General features: G+C 65.7%; 17 protein-coding genes, 1 pseudogene and 1 riboswitch. Of the genes and pseudogenes, 10 read left to right on the top strand and 8 right to left on the bottom strand.

The annotated features are described in order from the left end of the window. Positions 1–6: 6 nt before the first annotated feature. The 3 genes from pheS to BcFMB_RS09565 all read right to left on the bottom strand — a co-directional run bounded on the left by pheS (position 7) and on the right by BcFMB_RS09565 (position 2,588). Complete coding sequence (gene pheS, locus BcFMB_RS06055) at positions 7–1,074, bottom strand: phenylalanine--tRNA ligase subunit alpha (RefSeq protein WP_024540863.1); 1,068 nt, start codon at positions 1,072–1,074, stop codon at positions 7–9. Between the two features lie 65 nt (positions 1,075–1,139). After that, on the bottom strand, positions 1,140–2,009 hold the full coding sequence (locus BcFMB_RS06050) for a TrmH family RNA methyltransferase (RefSeq protein ID WP_099721287.1): 870 nt from the start codon (positions 2,007–2,009) through the stop codon (positions 1,140–1,142). A gap of 240 nt (positions 2,010–2,249) precedes the next feature. Next, a complete protein-coding gene (locus BcFMB_RS09565; RefSeq protein WP_157775150.1) occupies positions 2,250–2,588 on the bottom strand; it encodes a hypothetical protein in 339 nt (112 codons plus the stop codon). 81 nt (positions 2,589–2,669) lie between these two features. Here BcFMB_RS09565 and BcFMB_RS06045 point away from each other — a divergent pair, with 81 nt between their 5' ends. Then, the gene (locus BcFMB_RS06045; protein ID WP_099721286.1) at positions 2,670–4,445 is read left to right on the top strand and encodes an FtsX-like permease family protein; all 1,776 of its coding nucleotides are present in this window, start codon (positions 2,670–2,672) and stop codon (positions 4,443–4,445) included. Between the two features lie 351 nt (positions 4,446–4,796). Further along, complete coding sequence (locus tag BcFMB_RS06040; RefSeq protein WP_099721285.1) at positions 4,797–5,510, top strand: ABC transporter ATP-binding protein; 714 nt, start codon at positions 4,797–4,799, stop codon at positions 5,508–5,510. A gap of 198 nt (positions 5,511–5,708) precedes the next feature. On the opposite strand, the gene BcFMB_RS09845 is transcribed toward BcFMB_RS06040, so the two are convergent. Together BcFMB_RS09845 and BcFMB_RS06025 are read right to left on the bottom strand one after the other, a co-directional pair. After that, complete coding sequence (locus tag BcFMB_RS09845) at positions 5,709–8,435, bottom strand: ATP-binding cassette domain-containing protein (RefSeq protein ID WP_232513914.1); 2,727 nt, start codon at positions 8,433–8,435, stop codon at positions 5,709–5,711. An 857-nt stretch (positions 8,436–9,292) separates the two neighbouring features. Next, positions 9,293–9,931: an ECF transporter S component gene (locus BcFMB_RS06025; RefSeq protein WP_024540858.1), complete on the bottom strand. Its 639-nt coding sequence runs from the start codon at positions 9,929–9,931 to the stop codon at positions 9,293–9,295. Positions 9,932–10,285: 354 nt separating this feature from the next. Here BcFMB_RS06025 and BcFMB_RS06020 point away from each other — a divergent pair, with 354 nt between their 5' ends. After that, on the top strand, positions 10,286–10,927 hold the full coding sequence (locus BcFMB_RS06020; protein WP_198405397.1) for a response regulator transcription factor: 642 nt from the start codon (positions 10,286–10,288) through the stop codon (positions 10,925–10,927). A gap of 166 nt (positions 10,928–11,093) precedes the next feature. After that, positions 11,094–11,243 carry a hypothetical protein gene (locus BcFMB_RS09560; protein WP_157775147.1) on the top strand — a complete coding sequence of 50 codons (150 nt, stop codon included), beginning with the start codon at positions 11,094–11,096 and terminating at the stop codon, positions 11,241–11,243. Here BcFMB_RS09560 and BcFMB_RS06015 read toward each other — a convergent pair. From BcFMB_RS06015 to BcFMB_RS06010, 3 genes are read right to left on the bottom strand one after another with little or no spacing between them, the layout of a single operon-like run. Beyond that, positions 11,218–12,414, bottom strand: a complete 1,197-nt coding sequence (locus BcFMB_RS06015) for a sensor histidine kinase (RefSeq protein ID WP_099721283.1) — start codon at positions 12,412–12,414, stop codon at positions 11,218–11,220. The two genes, BcFMB_RS09560 and BcFMB_RS06015, sit on opposite strands and share 26 nt — an antisense overlap. A gap of 19 nt (positions 12,415–12,433) precedes the next feature. Beyond that, complete coding sequence (locus BcFMB_RS09555; protein ID WP_157775144.1) at positions 12,434–12,601, bottom strand: hypothetical protein; 168 nt, start codon at positions 12,599–12,601, stop codon at positions 12,434–12,436. A 51-nt stretch (positions 12,602–12,652) separates the two neighbouring features. After that, a complete protein-coding gene (locus BcFMB_RS06010; protein ID WP_024540855.1) occupies positions 12,653–14,020 on the bottom strand; it encodes a dipeptidase in 1,368 nt (455 codons plus the stop codon). Between the two features lie 162 nt (positions 14,021–14,182). Here BcFMB_RS06010 and BcFMB_RS06005 point away from each other — a divergent pair, with 162 nt between their 5' ends. The 6 genes and pseudogenes from BcFMB_RS06005 to BcFMB_RS10075 all read left to right on the top strand — a co-directional run. Further along, the gene (locus BcFMB_RS06005) at positions 14,183–14,821 is read left to right on the top strand and encodes a DUF3043 domain-containing protein (RefSeq protein WP_099721282.1); all 639 of its coding nucleotides are present in this window, start codon (positions 14,183–14,185) and stop codon (positions 14,819–14,821) included. 166 nt (positions 14,822–14,987) lie between these two features. After that, entirely contained in the window at positions 14,988–16,469 is a 1,482-nt protein-coding gene (locus BcFMB_RS06000; RefSeq protein WP_024540853.1) for a dihydrolipoyl dehydrogenase family protein, read from the top strand. Positions 16,470–16,611: 142 nt separating this feature from the next. Further along, positions 16,612–17,400, top strand: coding sequence for a DUF4191 domain-containing protein (locus BcFMB_RS05995; protein WP_099721281.1), 789 nt, complete (start codon positions 16,612–16,614; stop codon positions 17,398–17,400). A gap of 501 nt (positions 17,401–17,901) precedes the next feature. After that, complete coding sequence (glnA, locus tag BcFMB_RS05990; protein WP_024540851.1) at positions 17,902–19,338, top strand: type I glutamate--ammonia ligase; 1,437 nt, start codon at positions 17,902–17,904, stop codon at positions 19,336–19,338. A gap of 122 nt (positions 19,339–19,460) precedes the next feature. Next, a riboswitch (TPP riboswitch) is annotated at positions 19,461–19,569 on the top strand. A gap of 48 nt (positions 19,570–19,617) precedes the next feature. Next, a complete protein-coding gene (locus BcFMB_RS05985; protein ID WP_033491186.1) occupies positions 19,618–20,223 on the top strand; it encodes an ECF transporter S component in 606 nt (201 codons plus the stop codon). A 272-nt stretch (positions 20,224–20,495) separates the two neighbouring features. Beyond that, positions 20,496–20,618 (top strand): annotated as a pseudogene (locus tag BcFMB_RS10075) (iron-sulfur cluster assembly protein); the annotation flags it as partial. Between the last annotated feature and the right edge of the window lie 202 nt (positions 20,619–20,820).

The raw sequence follows: 20,820 nt of genomic DNA, 5'->3' as shown, positions 1-20,820 counted from the left end.
TGGGTATCACTCCCCCATCACAAACTGTTCGCTGAAGCGCACGTCGCCTTCGACGAGGTCGTGCATGTCGTTGATGTCGTGGCGCAGCAGCAGCGTGCGCTCGACGCCGACGCCGAACGCGAATCCGGTGTAGTCGTCCGGGTCGATGCCCGCCGAGCGCAGCACGTTCGGGTTGACCATGCCGCAGCCACCCCATTCGATCCAGCCGGGGCCGCCCTTCTTGTCGGGGAACCACAGGTCGATCTCGGCGCTCGGCTCGGTGAACGGGAAGTAGCTCGGGCGCAGGCGGCTCTTCGCCTCCGGGCCGAACATCGCCACGGCGAGCTTGTCGAGCACACCCTTGAGATCGGCCATCATCAGGTCCTTGTCGACGGCGAGCGCCTCGACCTGATGGAAGACCGGCGTGTGCGTCGCGTCGAGCTCGTCGGTGCGGAACACGCGTCCCGGGCAGGCGATGTACAGCGGGACGCCGTGGTTGATCAGGCCGCGGACCTGGTCGGAGGAGGTCTGCGTGCGCAGCACCATGTTCGATCCGACGAAGCCGGCGGCGTCCTTCGCCTGATTGCCCTTGACGTAGAAGGTGTCCTGCATCTGGCGCGCCGGATGGTCGGGGCCGAAGTTGAGCGCGTCGAAGTCGAACCATTCGGTCTCGACCTCCGGGCCGTCGGAGATCTGCCAGCCCATGCCCACAAAGAAGTCCTCGATGTCCTCCATGAGCTTGGGCAGCGGATGGCGCGCGCCGAGCGGCCTGCGGCGCACCGGCAGCGTCATGTCGACAGTCTCGGAGGCGAGTTCCGCAGCCTCCTCGGCGGCCTTGACGGTGGTCTCCTTCGTGCCGTACGCGCGGCCGAAGTCGGCGCGCAGCTTGCCCATGAGCTTGCCGGCTTCCTTCTTCTGGTCCTTGTCGAGCGAGCCGATCGCCTTGCTGGCGAGCGTCATCGCCGACTGCGCGCCGGCGTACTTGCTGCGGATGGCCTTGAGCTCCTCCATGCTGGAGGCTTGTTCGATTGCGGCGATGCCTTCGGCGACGGCTTGCTGCACCGCATCGGCATCGAATTGCGTGTTCCCTGCCACGAGTTACCTTTCATCAACAGGCGTCTTCTGGCGCGAAATCGCGTCATTCCAACGTTTTATCGACTTCACATTCTTTCAATACGACTCGACATAGCCAGCGTCATCAGCATGACCGCCGCGCTCGTGCCGAGATTGAGCGACTCCGCCTTCCCGTAGATCGGAATCGAGCACACGACGTCGGCGCGCGCCAGCAGCGCGTCGTCGAGTCCGCGCGCCTCATTGCCGAAGAGCACGACCTTCGCGCCATCAAGCACATCCCCCTGGCGCACGAGGTCCGGAAGGCTTACGGGCGGCATCTGCTCGGTGCCGTACACGTCGGCGGCGACGACGCTCGCCTTACGGGCGGCGCACGTCGCGAAGAACATGTCCTCATCCATGCGCACGACCGGCAGATGGAACAGCGATCCGGTCGTCGCGCGGATGACCTTCGGGTTGAACACATCGACGCAGTCGCCGACGAAGACGACGGCGTCGCATCCGGCGGCGTCGGCGCTGCGGATGACGGTGCCCGCGTTGCCCGGGTCGCGCACCTGCCAGAACGCAGCGATGAACGGCCGTGGCGTTTCAGGCAGCGCCGACAGCCGTTCGCGGCACAGTTCGAGGTCGCCGACGGCGAAGACGCCCTGCGCGTCCCGGCTCACATGGTCGACCACGCTACGGGTGACCTTGTGCACGTAGACGCCCTCGCCCATCGCGAGTCCGGCGAGTGACGCGACGGTCGCGTTCGCGAACGCCGCGTCCGTGGCGTCGCCGTCGGCCGCGACGTACAGGTCTCGCACGACGTCCGGCTGCCAGGTGAGCGCCTCGCGCACCGCCTGCGGCCCCTCGATGATGAACCGTCCGCTGTGCTCCCTGTGCTTACGGGATGCAAGCTCGACGAGCCTGCGCACGCGTTCGGACTTCGTGTTCGTGATTACATGGTTGTCGATCGGCATACCCGCCACACTACCGTGATACCCAGTCCTGCCCGTAAGCCCGCTGCCGCATCGACGACGCCCGGATGCGCGACGGCCGACACCTCCCACAGGTGGTGTTCCTCTTACGGGTGGTGCGCCTTCTTACGGGTGGCGCGCCTTCTCTTATGAACGGTGCTTGTCTTACAGGGAGCGGACTCCTCCCACAGGCGGTGCTCTTCTTTACGGGCAGCATCCCTTACGTCTTATGGGCAGCACCCCTTACGGGCAGCATGCCGCCGATAACGCATCGGCGACGCATGATGCCGAAGCGATCGCGCTGCCACCGATGACGAAGGCACCGCCGGTAACGAGAATGCCACCAATCGCACGGTTGCTGCCGGTAACGAGATGACGGCGGGTCGATTGGCGCCCACATGCCACCGGTAACGAGACGGCGGCGGCGACCACGGGTGGTGAACAGCCGACGGCGCATACGGCGGCGGCGCATGCGCCGCCGCCGTGCAGTGCGCGGACGCGGCTGTCAGGGAAAGCACAGTCGGTTTCCAGAAAACCGTCGGCAACGATTCGGCATCGTTCCAGCGTTTCCTCCGACGTCATCCAACTCGGGACTTTACGCTGACGGCATACGACAACCGTTCGTGCACAGCCAACAGATCAACGGAACACCGAAGGACGGCCATGTTCATCATCGGGAACGCACTGAAGAACATCACCAGAAACAAGGGGCGCAGCGCGCTCATGATCATCATCGTCGCGATCGTCACCGCAGCGGCTACGATCGGGCTCGCCATCGTACAGGCGGCGCAGCGCGCACGGACCGACGCACTCGCGAATACGACGATCTCGGCGCAGATCACGCTCGACCGTCGCGCACTGATGGATGAAGCGCGATCCAGCTCCGACGGCGCCGACGGCAAACCGGACATGGACGCGATGCGCGCGTCGGTCGCCGACAAGACACTGACGCTCGCCGACTACGAGCGATACGCGAAGGCGTCGTACGGCGTCAAGTCGTCGTACTACATCGAAACGGCGGCCGTCGCCGTCGCAAACGATGGCATCGATGCGGTCGACTCGAATGGCGGAACCGTCAAGGAGGAGACGGGCTCGAAGCAGTCGGAGCAGTCAAACGGCACGAATGACGGCGCACAGTCGGGCGACGGCGTCGACGGACAGCGCAATCCGCCGCAGATGCCCGACGGAGTCACGGGCATGGACGCAGGGGGCGATGCCGGAGCACAGATGACGGTCGGCGATTTCTCGCTCATCGGCTTCTCCAGCGACGAGGCCGTCGCGAACGCGCCGAACGGCGCCTTCACGATGGACGACGGCCATGTCTTCGGATACGACGCCGGCGACGACAACGATGTCATCATCTCCGAGACGCTCGCCGCGGCGAACGACATCAAGGTCGGCGACACGATCACCGTCGCGAACGTCGCCGACGAGGACACGACGTACACGTTCAAGGTCATGGGCATCTACAGCGACGCGAGCGACTCGTCGACGCCGATGGGCGGCCCGATGACGTCGACGACGAACGATCCGGCAAACGCGATCTACACCTCCGTGTCCACGCTCGACAAGCTCGGCCTTACCGCCGATAAGACGATCGATGTGACCGACGCGCATGGCGACACGCGCGAGACGCGTGCGGCGACGCTCAGCTACACCTACGTGTTCGACGGCAAGGACGGATACGACGAATTCGTCCGCAGCGTGAAGAAGGCGGGGCTCGGCGACGAGTACACGGTCGTCTCTCAGGACGTGCAGCGATACGAATCGAGCCTGCTGCCGATAGAGAACGTCGCGAAGTTCGCGAAGACGCTGCTCATCGTGGTATTGGCGGTCGGCGCCGTCGTACTCGTCGTGCTGACGATATTCAACATCCGCGAACGCAAGTACGAGATCGGCGTGCTCACGGCGATCGGAGTGAACAAGATCAAGGTCGCGACGCAGTATGCGGTCGAACTGCTCGCCGTGACGCTCATCGGACTCGCCGTGGGCGTGGGCGCCGGCGCTGCCGCGTCGATGCCGGTGTCGAACGCATTGCTCTCCTCTCAGGTCGAGGCCCAAAGCGCCCAAATCGCCCAGCAGCGCGACCAGTTCGGCCGCGACATGCAGTCCGGTCCTGGCCAACGTCCGGATGCCGACGACGCTACGGGCGGCACATCCGGCGGCACCAATCCCGACGACGCGTCGAACGACGCTACGGGCGGCAATGGCGGAGATGCCACGGACGGCGCTATGGGCAATGGGCGGCAGCCGGACAGCATGCGCGACGGTTTCGGCAACGCCTCGCAGGTGATCGCGAAAATCAACGCGACCGTCGATTGGGCCACGCTCGGATGGATGCTGCTCATCGGTCTGGGGCTGACGTTACTGGCGGCACTCGTGGCCGCGGTGTTCGTCATGCGCTACGAACCGTTGCAGATCCTGGCCGACCGCTCATGATCGCACCAATTCTGACCTCAATTCGGCACCGACCATAGTTCGGTTCATCCGACATCCGTCGCCCCGGCGGCGGCCGTCGTTATCGGTGGCGCACTCCGGCTATGTCGCCGATAACGATTCCGATACGTCGCAGGACACGATTGCGGATGCGCCGCCGACGGCACGCGGCACATCCGTGCTACCGGTAGCGCCTCACATTATTTACCGGCGGCACATCTCCTAGCGGCGGTGCGTCCCTTACCGGCGGCACATGCCGCCGAGTGCCGCCAATAACGCGCTGCATCCGGACGCCGACGATCTCATCTCTCACATCCCACATCGCACATTTCGCACATTCCAAAGGAGCACATCATGACGAAGCCCTCAGCGTCGCGAACGGACGCAAACAACAATGACGATGCCACCCGTACGCCGATACTCGTCCTGGACGACGTCAGCTACGCCTACGCAAAGGGCGGCAGGCGCGTCGTCGACCATGTCAGCACGTCATTCCACCGCGGCGAGGTGACGTCGATCGTCGGATCGTCGGGAGCCGGCAAGACGACGCTGCTGTCGCTGATCAGCGACCTGACCACGCCGACCGAAGGCGCCGTGCTCTTCGACGGCACGGATCTCGCGACGATGGACCGCTACCGGTACCGCAGCCGCGATATCGGCGTCATCTTCCAAAGCTTCAACCTGCTGCCGCAGCTCACCGTGCTGGAGAACATCATGCTGACGATGGATGCATCCGGTAAGCGCTTCGACCGGCCGAAGAAGGACATCGCGCTCGAACTGCTCGGGCGCGTGCATCTGCCCGAACGGTATGCGAACGAACGCATCCTGCATCTGTCGGGCGGCGAGCAGCAGCGTGTGGCGATCGCCCGCGCGCTGAGCGACGACCCGCGCGTCATCATCGCCGACGAGCCCACCGGCAATCTCGACGGTGCGACGCAGTCGGACATCATGAAGATCTTCACCGACCTGGCGCACAGGGACGGCCGCTGCGTCATCATCGTCACGCATAGCCCGCAGATCGCCGCGCAATCGGATACGGTGTTCGAGCTGAAACCGCAGCCGCGCTGAACGATTCGTCAAGGCGCGCTTACCGCTACCGGCAGCAGCATCGTCACCGCCTACCAGCGGCGCGCATCCATTGCCGCTGCCGGTAAGCGATCCGCGTCCTCGTCGCTTACCGGCGGCAGACCGGACCAGCCACTACCGGTAGCGCCGGGGTACGCCGGAACGACGATTGCGCTCGACGAATTGATCCCCGGCGATCGTTCAGTTGCCCATGAACGAGAACGTTCCGGCGAACGCCGCGCTCAGCAGCGCGATCGTCGGCAGCGCCGCGCAGCCGATAAGGAACCACCAGTCGCGTGCATGCACTTCGCTCACACGCGCGTGGCTGCGAGGTGCGATGCCGCCGAATCCCCTCGCCTGCATCGCCGTCGCAAGCGTCGTCGATCTGCGGATGGACAGCACGAGCAACGCGAAGGCCTGCGGGAAGAACGCGGTGAATTTGTTGTCGTCGCCGAGTCCGCGCGAACGCCGCGACGCCGTGAGCGCCGTCCAGTCATCCTGAAGGACGGAGAACAGCCGCATGCCGGCCAATCCGCCGTAGACGAAACGGTCGGGCAGATGCAGCAGTTCGCTGAATCCGTCGGCCAGATCGGTCGCGTCGATGCCGAGCACGGCGATGATCGCCGGAATGCCGATCGCGAGAATGCGCAGCGCCGTGGCGAGCGCCAGCTGCGCGGAACGGTCGGTGACGGCGATCCATCCCCACTGCCACCAGACGTCGCCGCCCTGTTTGCCATACAGCAGCACGGCGAGCGCCGAACCGGGCGCGCCGATGAAAATCGGCCATGTCGATCTGATCACGCGCCACGGCGTGAGGCCGATGGCCAGCAACACGAGGAATTCAGCCGCGAGCGCGACCGCCGCCGACACCCAGTCGAGGCTGAGCAGCAGCGGCAGCGACGCCAGGAACGCGCCGCCGAGTCGGAACACCGGGTTGAGCGACGCCAGATACGGCGATCGGCTCGCCGGCTTGATGCGGTCGTGCCGTGCGTTGACCGGACTCACCCGCACGACCTGTTCGCCGTGCATCGCCACATCCACGCGCGCCGCCGGCGCCGACGTATCGTTACGGGCAGCACGACGTGCCGTCGTCGCTTCCGTCTGCTGCGTCGTCGTATCGTTGCCGGCGGCATCATCCATCCCGCTACCGGTAGCGACAGCCGATGCCGCATCGACGATGCCGCCCGTAGCACGATCGACGTCATCGTCAGCGACGGCGACGACGACGTCGGTGCTACTACTGCCCGTAACAAAGCCGGCGGCGGCAACGCTAGAAGGAGCGCCGCCCATAACGCAATCCGCGACATCCACAGCATCGGCGGCATCGTCATGCGAGCTCGGCGCGTCTGCGACGAATTCAACGACGCGCGCGCCGAGCGCGGTCACAAGTTCGCGGTCGTGCGTCACGACGATGATGCTCACGCCGTCGCCGCGCAGTCCCAGGATGAGCCGCACGATCTGCATCCAGGTGCGTCGGTCCTGCCCGAAGGTCGGTTCGTCGAGGATGAGCACCTTCGGTGCGGCGGCGAGCGCGGCGGCGACGGTGAGCCGCCGCTTCTCGCCGCCCGACAACGTGTACGGGTTCACGTCCGCGTACTGCTCGAGGTGGAACCGTCCGAGCAGTTCCTTCGCACGCGCCTGCGCCGTTTCCTCGTCGACGCCGGTGCGCTGCGGTCCGAGCATGACCTCGTCGAGCACGCTCGAGCATGCGAACTGGTGCTCCGGGTTCTGGAACACGTACGAGATGCGCGACGCGAGCTCCGTCGAGCTCCAGTCGATCGGCCATGCGCCGCGTGCGCCGTCGGCGAGCGACGTTCCGGCGACGACGCGTCCGACGACCGGCTTGAGCAGTCCCGCGAGCGTGAGCGACAGCGTCGATTTGCCGGCGCCGTTCGCACCCACGAGCGCCGTGATCTGCCCGGGGCAGAACGCCACGCCGATGTGTTCGGCGATGGCGTCGCCGTTCCTGCCGATGCCGAGGTCGTCGGTGCTCAGCACGACGTCGCCGCTACCGGTGGCGGGGTCGCAGTCGGGTTCGCCGTCGACGTGCATCCGCACGATCTCGTCGCCGTGCCGCCGGTAGCGTTGCGGCACCCAGATGCCGAGCTCGGCGAAGTCGATCGTGTCGTCGCCGAAGACTTCGTCCGGCGTGCCGTCGGCGATGACGACGGTGTTGCGGAAGCCGTCGCGCGCAATCTCGTCGTCGTATCCCTGCTGGTTGACGGCGCGTTCGTCGTCGTCCTTCTCGAGTCCGAGCACGACGACGCGGTCGATGAGGTCGATCCAGCGGTCCGCGCGGTGTTCGACGAGCACCATCGTGCATCCCGTACGCTCGAGGACGGCGCCGACGGCGCCGACGATCTGCACGACACCGTCGGGGTCGAGGTTCGCCGTCGGCTCGTCGAGCAGCAGCACCTTCGGCTCCATCGCGAGCGCGCCGGCGAGCGCGAGGCGCTGCATCTGTCCTCCCGACAGATGCATGACGGAGCGGTCGAGCTGCAGTCCGCCGAGTCCGACCGCGGCGAGCGACGCGTCGACGCGCCGCCATATCTCGTCGCGCGGCGCGTCGAGGTTCTCGGGGCCGAACGCCACGTTGTCGCCGATCCTCTGGAAGATCGCCTGTGCGTCCGGATCCTGAAGCACGAGGCCGACGGCGCCGCGCGCGCGGTGCACTTCGACGCCATCGATATCGATGGAGCCTTCGGTGACGCCGCCGTCCGCGTCCATGACCGGCTCGTCGCCGTCGTGTTCGGCGAGCGTGGCCGCGTCCTCGTCGCCGAGCAGCCCCGCGGCGCCTTCGAGTATCGTCGATTTGCCGATGCCGGACGCGCCGAGCAGCAGCACATGCTCGCCCGCCTCGATCGTCAGGTCGAGGCCGCGCACGGCGAAGCATTCGCGTGACGCGTGGCGGTATCCCCACTTGCGCATCCGCAGCCTGCCGCCGCGCCGCGCCGTGTGTTCCCCGTCGTTCGCGCGGCCGCCCGCATGCGTCGCCGACGTGGATGTGTGTTCGATTGTCTGGGACACTGGAATCCGTTTCCTTCGCTTGACTTGCTGTGCGTCCGCCGCCGACACGTGCCCGCGAACGCCGTCCATAACGTTACCGGCGGCACTCGTCGTCACGATACGCGCTCTTTTCGCCGCGGACGCCGCCATGCCGCGCGCCGGTCGCCGCGCGCCGGTCGCCGCGCGCCGGTCGCCGCGCGCCGTCATGTTACGGGCTGCACAATGCATGGCGTCGCGCGACACGTCGTTTGCGTTACCGGCGGCATATACAGCCCATTGCCGGAGGTGAATCCCGCCGACCGCTCCTCTTACGGGCGGCGAACGATGGCATGCCGCCTCGGCCGCCGTCGCCGTGTCCGTCCGACCGGCGTCCGATCTTCATCGCATGACGTCCGCTCCACCATGGCCTTACGGGCGGCATCCCCGATGCGCTGCCCGTAAGCGTTGGCTCACGATGGGATACGGCTTATCCCCCGCCGTATCCCGTGACGTCGGCGGCACCCTCCGATGTGCCACCCGTGACGACGGATGCAGCTGTTCGATGCGACGGCTACCCGTAACGATCCGACCACCCGTAACGACGCTGCCGCCCGTAACGATTCGACCAACCGTCCCGCCTGATGCAACGGCTACCCATAGCAATTCGACCGCCCATAACGGCGCTGTCACCCGTAACGACGACTACCCGTAACGGAGACCGCCCGTAGCGACGGCCACCCGCAGCGACGGCCACCCGTAACGATTCGCCGTCGTCCCGTTCGCGGCCGCCGTCGGTGGCGTCACCGGCCGAGCGTCGGCTTCTTCTTCGCGCGGCGGATCCGGCGGCCCGATTCGAAGTTGTCGAGGGCGCCCGTCTTCGCGATCGCGATATAGAGGTACCACATCGCGACGCCGGCGATCAGCGCGCCGGAGACGACGGTCGCCAGCAGATAGACGACGCCGTACGTCTTGCCCACGTCGATCGCCTGCAGGTTCGTGAAGAAGGAGTATGCCCAGCAGCCGACGCCGCTCAGCGCGCCCGAAAGCACCGTCGTGCCGAGGTTCCATTTGCGGTACAGGAACACCGCGAAGGCGATTTCGGCGCCCAGACCCTGGACGAAGGCGATGAGGAAGGTGCTCACGCCTCCCCACATGTTGCCCATGAGCGCCTCGAGCACGCCGGCGACGATCTCCGCGTAGAGCGCCGCGCCCGGCTTGCGCACGATGACCGCCGCCAGAGGTCCGGCGAACAGCCACAGTCCGTTGATGACGCCGGCGAGTCCCGGCACGACGGCCTCGAGGAAGCCCCACGGGGCCGTGGAGAAGATGGCGACCAGCCAGTAGATCAGCGCGGACGCGACGCCTATGACGGATGCCACGGCGATGTCGACGACGCGCCATTTCATATTCGGTTTCGCTTCGATGACGGAAGCAGACATAACTTGTGCCTTTCTAATCTCGCCATGGCGATGGTCGCCATGGATGGTCAGGCACGGGAGATCTACGACGTCCGTGCGCCGGCATTGTCCGGATTCACGTTCAATCGGTCGAGGTTCGCCCTCTCTCAGCCGACGTCCCGCGCGCACACGTCATCGCGCGGGACGTCAGCCCCCGTGTCGCCCGAAAGTCTATTGCGACCCGACGACCTCGGGCGCCCGGCCACGCCGACGCGCACGTGGCGGCGCCCATATGGCGTCGACGGTCGCCACGGCGACTATAGTCGTACTCGGTACCGTATGATCTTATGGGAGGCATGGCGTACAACCGCTTGCCGCACCGGACGGAAGGCGGATATGCAGTTCATCATCGTGGACAACGACCCGCGCGCCGCGGAGAGCGTCGCCGGATTCATCAAGCTCGCCTATCCGCAGGCGATCATCCACCAGCTGCGCGGCACCGAACAGAACATCATCGAGGAATGCGACGCCGCGGACCTCGTCGTCATGGACATGCAGCTGTTCGAGGAATCGGGGCCCGAACTGTGCGCGAGGCTGCGCAGGACCAACGGACGCACGCCTGTGCTCGGCATGTCCTGCTTCCCGAAGGCCTATTACGATGAACAGTTCAGGGAGGCGGGCGGCCAGGCGCTCGTGCACAAGGAGGAGCTCGCCACATTGCTGGCGATGGTCGACCGGCTGCTGCGCGGCGGAGCCGAACCGGGATACCGGCCTCCGGACGCGGCGCAGCGCGCCGTGCTCGCGAACGACGCCCGCCCGGAGGCCGCGGACGACGACATACCGGACGTGCTGACGCCGACCGAACGCAACGTGTACCGTCTGATGGGCGAATACGGCAACGACCCGAGGCAGATCGCCGTCCAGCTCGGCAGCAAGCCGTCGACGGTGCGTACCCACATCCGTGCGATACGCCGCAAGCTCGGCCTGCCGACGACGAACGACCTCATGCGTCTGCTGCTGCGCCGCGGCAACCGGTAGCGCCTGCATGCCGCACCGTCGATGAATCGACTACCGGTTCCAGACCGCCCGCGACGCGCATGCCGCGATTGTGGAGACGCCCGACCAGGCAGGGCAGTCCGGATGCCGGCCCTTCTCTTCTCCGTCCAGCCGACTCACACCTCAGGAGCGAACGACCTTCGCATTGATGAGGCGGTACGGCGAGGACAGCGCAACCATCGCCGCGCGCATGGGTCTGAGCGCTTCCACCGTTCGCGGCTACATGCGCGGCATCGCCGCCAAATACGGCATGGACTCGCCCAAAAACGTCGTCAGGCTGCTGTTGAGTGGGCATTGACGGCGGGCGCCGTGCGCGCTCGCGCATCCGCTCCGATCGGCAGTTCGACGTGGCCCTTCCAGACGCCGTCCGCCCGGTCATGGCTGAGCGTGCCTCCCATCGACGTGATGAGCGAGCGCAGGGCGCGGATGCCGTTGCCTCCGTGCGTCTTCGTTTCGTCCGCTTCGGCGATGTCGTTCTCGTAGTCGATGCGGACGCGGGCGGCGGTCTCCTCCATACGCACCCGGTATCGTCCGGCGGCGTCGCCGTGCTTGAGGATGTTGACATAGACCTCGTGGCAGATCAATGTGACCAGTCCGCTGACGTCGCCGTCATGGACGTCCGCGTCGCGTATGACGTCCACTTCGGTGTCGCCGGTGAATCCATGCCTGTGCAGCAGCTCGTCACCCTCTCTTCCCTGATGTTCCAGCACCGTGGCGATGTCCTTGTCCTGGTTTTCGGACAGGCGCAGCGACATCGACTCATCGCGCAGGTTCATGATGATCTCACGCAGGTCGTCCAGGGCGTTGCCGGCGTATTCCCCGACGTGTTCCCACCGTTCGTCGTCGGACCTGCTCGGATCGGCGTTCCGCAGCTGCACCTCCATGGCGATGAGGGCGAGCTCCTGGGACAGGGCGTCATGCAGATAGGCCGCCAGATACTGGTTCGATTCCAACTGCCTGACCTTGGCTTCGAGCTCCACGGTCCTGCGCAGCTGCTCGTTGCGCTGGTCATTCCAGGCCAGGAACCGGCCGACCACGACCATGACGAGATACACCATGCAGAACGCCGTGCAGCCGTAGAGGGAGAAGGCGTCCGGCCGCACGCTCGTCTCTATGCACGTATATGCGGCCATGACGAACCACAGGGCCGCGGCGATCCGGGCCGACGTCCTGTAGCTGATCAGCACCACGGCGAGGAACATGAAGTAGGCCGTGAACTGCCCATAGCCGGGGATGGCGTATTCGCCGACGCCGTTGAGCAGCAGCACCGCGACGGACGCCCATACCGGGAACCAGTAGCAGCATACGACGATGGCCTGGGCCGCCATCAGCCACACCAAGGTGCCTGGGGAGGGCTTGGGCATCGCATACACCCATACGTTCAGCTCATACAGCAGCGAGAAGATGATGATGAAGAACGCCCTGTACGGGTGCCAGATGCGCTTCGTACCGCGCGGTTTCGACATCATGCCATCTGCCTCCCGCCGCTCAGACCAGACATAGACCGAGCCAATGCATGATCGCATTGCAGCCCCTGCCCGATTCGGCCGTGGTCGGCGCAGCGGCGGTCATCGTGCCGACCTGCATGGAAACGGCCGGCGCGGCCTGCATGGAGCATACCAGACCTATGGAGGCGATGATGGAGGCAATGGACATGATGATCTTCTCCTTTATTCATGATGATCCCATTCGGGATCATCCGCGGTTTCAGTTCCTGCCAAGCTTATCAAGCAGAAGCGCCTCGGCGACGACGTCCTTCTCGAGTCCGGAGACGCTCACCGATTCGTTCGGGCTGTGCGCGTTCGAGATCGGGTCCTCGGGGCCGGTGACGAGCACCTGCGCGTCGGGGAAGATCTTCTGCAGCTGAGGGATGAACGGGATCGAGCCGCCCTCGCCCTTGTTCACCGGCGCGACGCCGAAGGCCTCCTCGAGCGCGGCGGCCGCGTCGGCGCTCGCCTCGCAGTCGGGGTCCATCGCCCAGCCCATGCCGGCGTCGAGCGGCGTGACGTGCACGTCGGCGCCGAAGGGCGCATTGCCTTCGAAGAACTCGACCATCGCGTTCATCGCGGCGTGCGGGTCCTGCAGCGGCGAGACGCGCAGGCTGACGCGGAACGTCGTCTCCGGGCTGATCACGTTGAACGAGCCGTCGACCGGATGCGCGTCGAAGCCGATGACGGTCGCGCTCGGCTTCGTCCACAGCCGCGAGGCGAGCGAGCCGTCGCCGGCGAGCCGGTAGGAGTCGACGACGCCCGCCGCCGCGCGCATGTCCGTCTCGTCGACGTCGCGTTGCAGGCCGCCGATCGGCTCGCCGCCCTCGACGCCCGGAATCGCGAGTGCGCCGTCCTCGTCGTACATCTTCGCGATGAGCATCGCCGCGAGCGTGTTCGCGTCGAGCACGGGGCCGCCGTACTGGCCGGAGTGCACCGGATGCTCGAGCACCTTGACATGCACGTCACAGGTCGCGTTGCCGCGCAGCGACGTCGTCAGCGACGGCACGTCGGGCGCCCAGTTGCCCGAGTCGGCGACGATGATCACGTCGGAGTCGAATTCGTCGTGGTGCTCCTCGATGAAGGGGATGAAGCTCGCCGAGCCCATCTCCTCCTCGCCTTCGAAGAAGATCTTGATGTTGACGCCGAGGTCGTCGCCGAGCGCCTTGAGCGCGCCGTAGTGGATCGCGATGCCGCCGGTGTCGTCGCAGGTGCCGCGTCCGTACAGGCGGTCGCCCACCTGCGTGACCTCGAAGGGGTCGGTGTCCCATTCGTCCGGATCGGGTACGGGCTGCACGTCGTGGTGCGCGTACAGCAGCACCGTCGGCGCGTCCGGATTCGTTTCGAGCGAGCCGATGACCTCCCATGCGCCGGCGGATCCGTCGGGGTTGTGCGACTGCACGGCGCGCGCGTCGACGCCGACCTCGCGCATGATCCGCGCGACGTACTGCGCCGACTCCTTCATATGGTCGCCGGTGATGCCCTGCGCGGACACCGATCTGAGCGCCACCTTCTGACGCACGACGTCCATGATCTGCTGCCAGTCCGCCGCCACACGCGCGCGAATCTCCTTCGCCGATATCTCCATGTCGTTCCTTTCGCCGCCGCCGGCCGCACCGGCGGTCCGGACGCTTACGGGTCGTATGTTCCGATGTCGATTGTAGATGGCTCTCTCGCCCCGCGCCGCGCCCTGCGCCGAGGGCGGCGACGCGGCCGGCGGCGTCGATGTCTTCACGTACGCTCGTGCCTCATGGCAGTGAACAAGAAGGACGCAGGCAACGAAGGACAGGTCGCGCGCAGCGTGCACGACAAGAACGCGCAGTCCGGCGACGAGCAGGCCGGCAAGGGACGGCCGACGCCGAAGCGCAAGGACGCGCAGGCGAGGAACATCCGACCGCTCGTGCCGAAGGACAGCGCCGCACAGCGCAAGGAGGCGAAGCGCCGCATGCGCGAGCGCGAGAACCGCGAATACGAGGCGATGCGCACCGGCGACCTGCAGAACATGCCGAAGGCCGAACGCCTCCCCTGGCGCGTCTATGTGCGCGACTATGTGGACGCGCGCTTCAACATCGGCGAGTTCTTCATCCCGGTGGCGCTCGTCATCCTCGTGCTGTCCGTCATCGTCACGGCCTTCGCGCGGCAGATCCCCTACAGCATCCAGATCACGATGATCCTGATGACGCTGCTGTACCTGTATCTGTTCGCGATCATCGTCGACGTCGTCGTGATGTGGCGCAAGCTCAAGAAGCTGCTCGTCGCCAAGTACGGCGAGCAGGCCGTCGCCAAGGGCATGCGCACCGGGTCCTACGCGTGGAGTCGCGCGATCCAGCTGCGCCGCTGGCGTCTGCCGAAGCCGCGCTACAAGAAGCGCGGCCACTGGCCGAAGTAGACCATCCTCCGCGTGCATAGGGCCGGGACGAAGCGCATGCTTCGTCCCGGCCCTTTTCCGTTCGCGCCTCCTCCCCCGCGCCCTTCAACCCGAACATCCCCCGCTACGGGTTGCACTACAATGGTTGCCGGTTATCGGTCGTACATCGCAGCTTCCTGGAGGCATCGTGGCATCCCTACATTTCGACATCGCAATCATCGGCGCCGGCCCTGGCGGATATTCCGCCGCCCTGCGCGCGGCGGAACTCGGCAGATCGGTCGTCATGATCGAACGTGACGAAACACTCGGCGGCACCTGCCTCAACCGCGGATGCATCCCGTCGAAGGCGCTCATCACCGCCACCCGCACGCTCGACGCGCTCGCGCACGGCGAATCGATGGGCATCGTCTCCAAGCTCGAGGAGATCGACTTCGGACGCCTGCGCGACTACCGCGAGCACACCGTCGCGACGCTCGTCGACGGGCTGCGCGCGCTCGTCGAATACCGCGGCATCACCGTCTACCGCGGCGACGCGTCGCTCAGCGCCGACCATCATGTGCACGTCGTGCCATCCGCCGGACAGGAGCATGTGCGCAGGTTCGCGAAGAACGGCGGATTCGACGAGATCGCCGGCGACCTCGACATCACGGCCGACGACGTCGTGCTCGCCACCGGCTCGCGTCCGCGCGAGCTTCCCGGCACCGCCTACCACGGCGCGATCGTCGATTCGACGGCAGCGCTGTCGATCGACACGTTCCCCCACAGCGCGGTCATCATCGGCTCCGGCGCCGTCGCGCTCGAATTCGCGTCGATCTGGAACAGCGCGGGCAGCGACGTGACGCTGCTCATCCGCAAGGACAGCGTATTGTCGAAGAGCGACCGCCGCGCCGCGCTTGCATTGTCACGCGAACTCAAACGCCGCGGCATCGACATCATCCGCAACGCGCACGTGCGCGGCATCGACACCGGCGTGAACCTCGGCGTGACCGTGCGCTACACGCTCGGCGACGACGACGAGGAGCACATGATCGGCGCCGAGATCGCGCTCGGCGCGATCGGGCGCACGCCGAACACCGACGAGCCGTGGTTCGCCGACTGCGGCGTCGCGCTCGACGACGCCGGCATGGTCGTCGTCGACGACTACGGCCGCACGAACCTCGACCATGTCTGGGCGCTCGGCGACATCACCGCTGGCCATGCGCTTGCGCACCGCGCCTTCGCGCAGGGACTCGTCATCGCCGAGACGATCGCCGGGCTCAAGGCGAAGCCGGTGGACGAGGACGCCATCGCGAACATCGTGTTCAGCTCGCCGGAGTTCGCCACCGTCGGCCTCACGCTGCGCCAGGCGCAGGCGGACGCGCGCTACGCCGACGTGCGGGAGACCGTGTTCCCGGTGATGTCGAACCCGCGCATGGTCATGAGCGCCACCGGCGGTTCGTTCTCGATCGTCAGCGGGCGCGACGCGGGCGGCGACGACACCGAATATGTGCTCGGCGTGCACGTCGTCGCACCGGACGCGAGCGACATGATCGCCGAGGCCCAGCAGATCGTCGCCAACCGCATCCCGCTGCACGAGGCGTCCAATGCGATCCACCCGCACCCGACCTTCAGCGAGATGATCGGCGAGACGCTGCTCAAGGCCGACGGACGACCATTGCACACCCGCTGACGATTCCGAGCCGATCGTCGACGTCCCACGTTCCCGACTGCCGCCCGTAGGCAAACGGATGGGGATGGTCAGCTGATAGAGTATGGAACCATTGCAACAGCACGCATCGATAGCGTTCGCAGAGTGACAGGAGAGGCGATTCATGGCATCGAAGGACGAGCAGCCGAAGAAGAAAAAGCGCGGCATGTTCAGCCAGATCAAGCAGATCTACCAGTTCACGCACCGGGAGGACAAGGCGCTGCCGTGGATCGTCGGCGGCGTGTTCGCGGTCCCGCTCGTGATCGCGCTGGTCTGCGGATTCGTGTTCCACTGGGGTTGGTTCGGCTGGGTCAGCTGGATGATCCTCGCCGCCGTCACCGGCCTGCTGTTCGCCACGATCGTGCTCACCCGCCGTGCGGACGCCATCGGTTTCAAGCAGCTCGAGGGCCAGCCTGGCGCGTCCATCAGCGTCCTCGGCAACATGAAGAGGGCCGGCTATGACTTCCCGCAGGAACCGGTGTGGGTCGACCCGCGATCGCATGACGCGATCTGGCGCGGCACCGGCTATCAGGGCATCTATCTGATCGGCGAGGGCGACTACGGCCGCGTCATGCGTGCGATGGACCGCCAGGAGAAGCTGATCAAGGGCGTGACCGCGGGCTCGCAGATCCCGATCTACCGCATCTGCGTCGGCACCGGCCCCGAGCAGGTGCGTCTCAAGGACCTGCGCAACGTCATCCTCAAGAAGCGCACGTACATCCCGAACACGAGCTCCAACAAGCTCGTGCGCGCCGTCAAGAAGCGCCGCCGCTTCGTGATGACCAAAGACCAGCTCATCACGCTCAACGAGCGTCTGCACACGCTGCAGCGCAAGAGCGGCATGGGCATCCCCAAGGGCATCGACCCGATGCGCATGCAGAAGGTCAGCAAGCGCGCGATGCGCGGACGCTGACCGCACGCGCTTTTCTCGTTCTGGGACCGGCTTTGCCGGTCCTTTTTTCGTTGCATTCATCCGTCGATGCACCCGTCTCCCCTTTTCCCGCGACCGTCATCGTTTCCGCGACCGTCATCGGCGATCGTCTCCCCGGCGGACGCCGCTGCCCGTAATGATAGATATGCGCTGCCCGTAACAACGGATGCCTGCCCGTAACAACGGACGTCCCGCCACCCGTAAACGATGACGTCCGCTACCTGTAACGGACAAACGAACGAACAAAGGATGTCCGCCTCCCGTAAACGGTCGCGGCGACGACGCGGTGTCCACATTGTGCGCAGCCGCACGGTGCACGCGTCGTCGCCGCTTCGGCAAAGCATCGTCGTCGTTCCAACGTTTCCGCCGTATCGACGACGTTGTTCGCGCTGCACGAAACATGTTCGTAACTCAAACTTCGAGTGAGCGAAACGCTGTGACCTATGCTGATAGACGTAACCATTTATTGAAAGGAGCGGTCCCGTGACCACACTCGAAACCAAGGAAGACGCCGAGGCCCTGATCAATCAGGAAGGCATTGAATATGTCTCCGTTCGCTTCACCGATCTGATTGGTGTTCAGCAGCATTTCACGGTCCCTGCCAGCGAATTCCTCAAGGACGCATTCGACGAGGGCATGCCGTTCGATGGCTCCTCCATCGAAGGCTTCCAGGCCATCAACGAGTCCGACATGAAGCTTGTCCCGGACATCACGACCGCCTACATCGATCCGTTCCGCAAGCACAAGACGCTCAACGTCGCGTTCTCGATCGTCGACCCGCTGACCGATGAGCCGTACTCGCGCGATCCGCGCCAGGTCGCGGCGAAGGCCGAGGCCTACCTGAAGTCGACCGGCCTCGCCGACACCGCCTCCTTCGCGCCGGAAGCCGAGTTCTTCATCTTCGACAAGGTCCGTTTCGGCAACGACATGCGCGGCTCCTTCTACGAGGTCGACTCCGTCGAGGCGCCGTGGAACTCCGGCCTCGACGTCGAAGCGGACGGCACGCCGAACATCGGCTTCAAGAACCGCGTCAAGCGCGGCTACTTCCCGGTCCCGCCGATCGACCACACGCAGGACCTGCGCGACGACATGGTCGCCAACCTGCAGAAGGTCGGCCTCATCCTCGAGCGCGCGCACCACGAGGTCGCCGGCGCCGGCCAGCAGGAGATTAACTACCGCTTCAACTCGCTGCAGCATGCAGGCGACGATCTGATGAAGTACAAGTACGTCGTCCATGAGACGGCCGCGCTCGCCGGCAAGGCCGCGACCTTCATGCCGAAGCCGATCGCCGGCGACAACGGCACCGGCATGCACTGCCACCAGTCGCTGTGGAAGGACGGAAAGCCGCTGTTCTACGATGAGAAGAACTACGGCGGCCTGTCCGACATGGCCCGTTGGTACATCGGCGGCCTGATCAAGCACTCGTCGTCGGTGCTCGCGTTCACGAACCCGTCGCTCAACTCCTACCATCGTCTCGTCCCGGGCTTCGAGGCGCCGGTCAACCTCGTCTACTCGGCGCGCAACCGCTCCGCCGCGATCCGCATCCCGCTCGCGGGCACGTCGCCGGCCGCCAAGCGCATCGAGTTCCGCGCCCCGGATCCGTCCTGCAACCCGTTCCTCGCGTTCTCCGCGCAGCTGATGGCGGGCCTCGACGGCATCCTCAACCACATCGAGCCGCCGGAGCCGGTCGACAAGGATCTTTATGAGCTTCCTCCGGAGGAGCACGCCGGCATCAAGCAGGTGCCGTCCTCGCTCGCCGAGGCGCTCGACGCGCTCGAGGAGGATCATGACTTCCTGACCGCCGGCGATGTCTTCACCGAGGACCTCATCGAGACCTGGATCGACCTCAAGCGCAGCGAGATCGATCAGGCCCGTCTGCAGCCGACCCCGCTCGAGTACGAGCTCTACTTCCACATCTGATCCCTTCTCTGATTCGATAGCGAAGCGACAGGGGGCGGGTGACGTCATTCGACGTCACCCGCCCCCTGTGTCGTCTTCGCCATGCGATCGGCCGGCCGAAAGTGCATGGCCTCTGCTTTACTGGATGCGGACACGGGGGCTTGCCCAGGCAGGCTGAGAGGAAGCATGAGCTTCGACCGCATGAACGTGAATCGGATAATGCCGACGCACGGACGTCTCTTCTCCCCGTGCCTTCCCCATATGAACCACATATGGATATGATCAGGAAAGGCACTTTTCATGACCGATACCGAAATCAACGCCGCACGGATCCAGTACGCTTCGCGCCGATGGCGCGTCGTCGATCTGGTGACCGCCACCGCCATCGCCGCCGCATCCGGCCTCATCTTCTGGGTGTGGGACCTCATCTGCACCGCGCCGCTGGCGCTGTTCGGCGCCGTCACCCCGGGATTAGAAGGCATCCTCAACGCGTTCTGGCTGTTCGCAGGCCCGCTCGCGGCCATCATCATCCGCAAGCCCGGCGCGGCGCTGTATGCGGAGACCGTCGCGGCGATGCTCGAGCTGCTGCTCGGCAACCAGTGGGGCGCCGGCGGCTCGCTTGTCGTCGGCATCATGCAGGGCCTCGGCGCCGAACTCGGCTTCGCGCTGCTCGCCTACCGGGTGTGGAATCTGGCGGCCACGATGCTTTCCGGAGCGTTGGCGGGGCTGGGCTGCGGCATCTACTACTGGGTCACGAATCCCGGCTGGAGCGCTCTGCGTGCAGGCATCTATCTGGGCACGTCGGTGATCTCCGGCGCGCTCATAGCCGGCGCGTTGAGCTGGGCGCTCTACCGGATGCTGGTGAAGACCGGCGCGCTCGACCATTTCGCCGCCGGACGCCGATGACGTCCGGCGCGTTGCGGATGCATCCCGTAACCGTCGGCGCATGCGCACACGCTGCTTACGGGACGCATCGATGAGACGCCATTGATTGCGCCCCGCATACGATACACCGTTACGGGCGGCACGATCACCCTCGTCGTGATCGTGCCGCCCGTAACGATTCGTCCGCCTCTGGCGCGTCATCCCCGCATGCAATACAGTGGGTCATTGTTCGACCCCGACGAAATCTCCCTCGGGTCCTGTCCCCCATGCATGCAGAAAGGCATCGAAACCGAATGAGCGACGAGACGACGATCATTGAACACGCCATCATGGAACGCCTGGATCACGTCATCGACCCCGAATTGGGCCGCTCCGTGACGCAATTGGGAATGATCGCCAACGTCACCGTCATCCCGACCTCCGGCGGCGCCTCCCAAAACGCTACCGGCGGCATCTCCTCCCCCACGCTTACGGGCGGCACTCCGCGTACCGGCGATGCCACCCGTAACGATTCGGATGCCGCTGCCAGTAACGACGATGCTGCCGATCGCGATGCCACCCGTAGCGACGACGCCTCACGTAACAATGTCGATGATGCCACCCGTAACGATTTCGGCG

This window comes from Bifidobacterium choerinum (genome assembly GCF_002761235.1).
Taxonomy (GTDB): Bacteria; Actinomycetota; Actinomycetes; order Actinomycetales; family Bifidobacteriaceae; genus Bifidobacterium; species Bifidobacterium choerinum.
The sequence above is the reverse complement of the archived record's forward strand: the minus strand, read 5'-3'. Positions and strand labels throughout refer to the sequence as shown.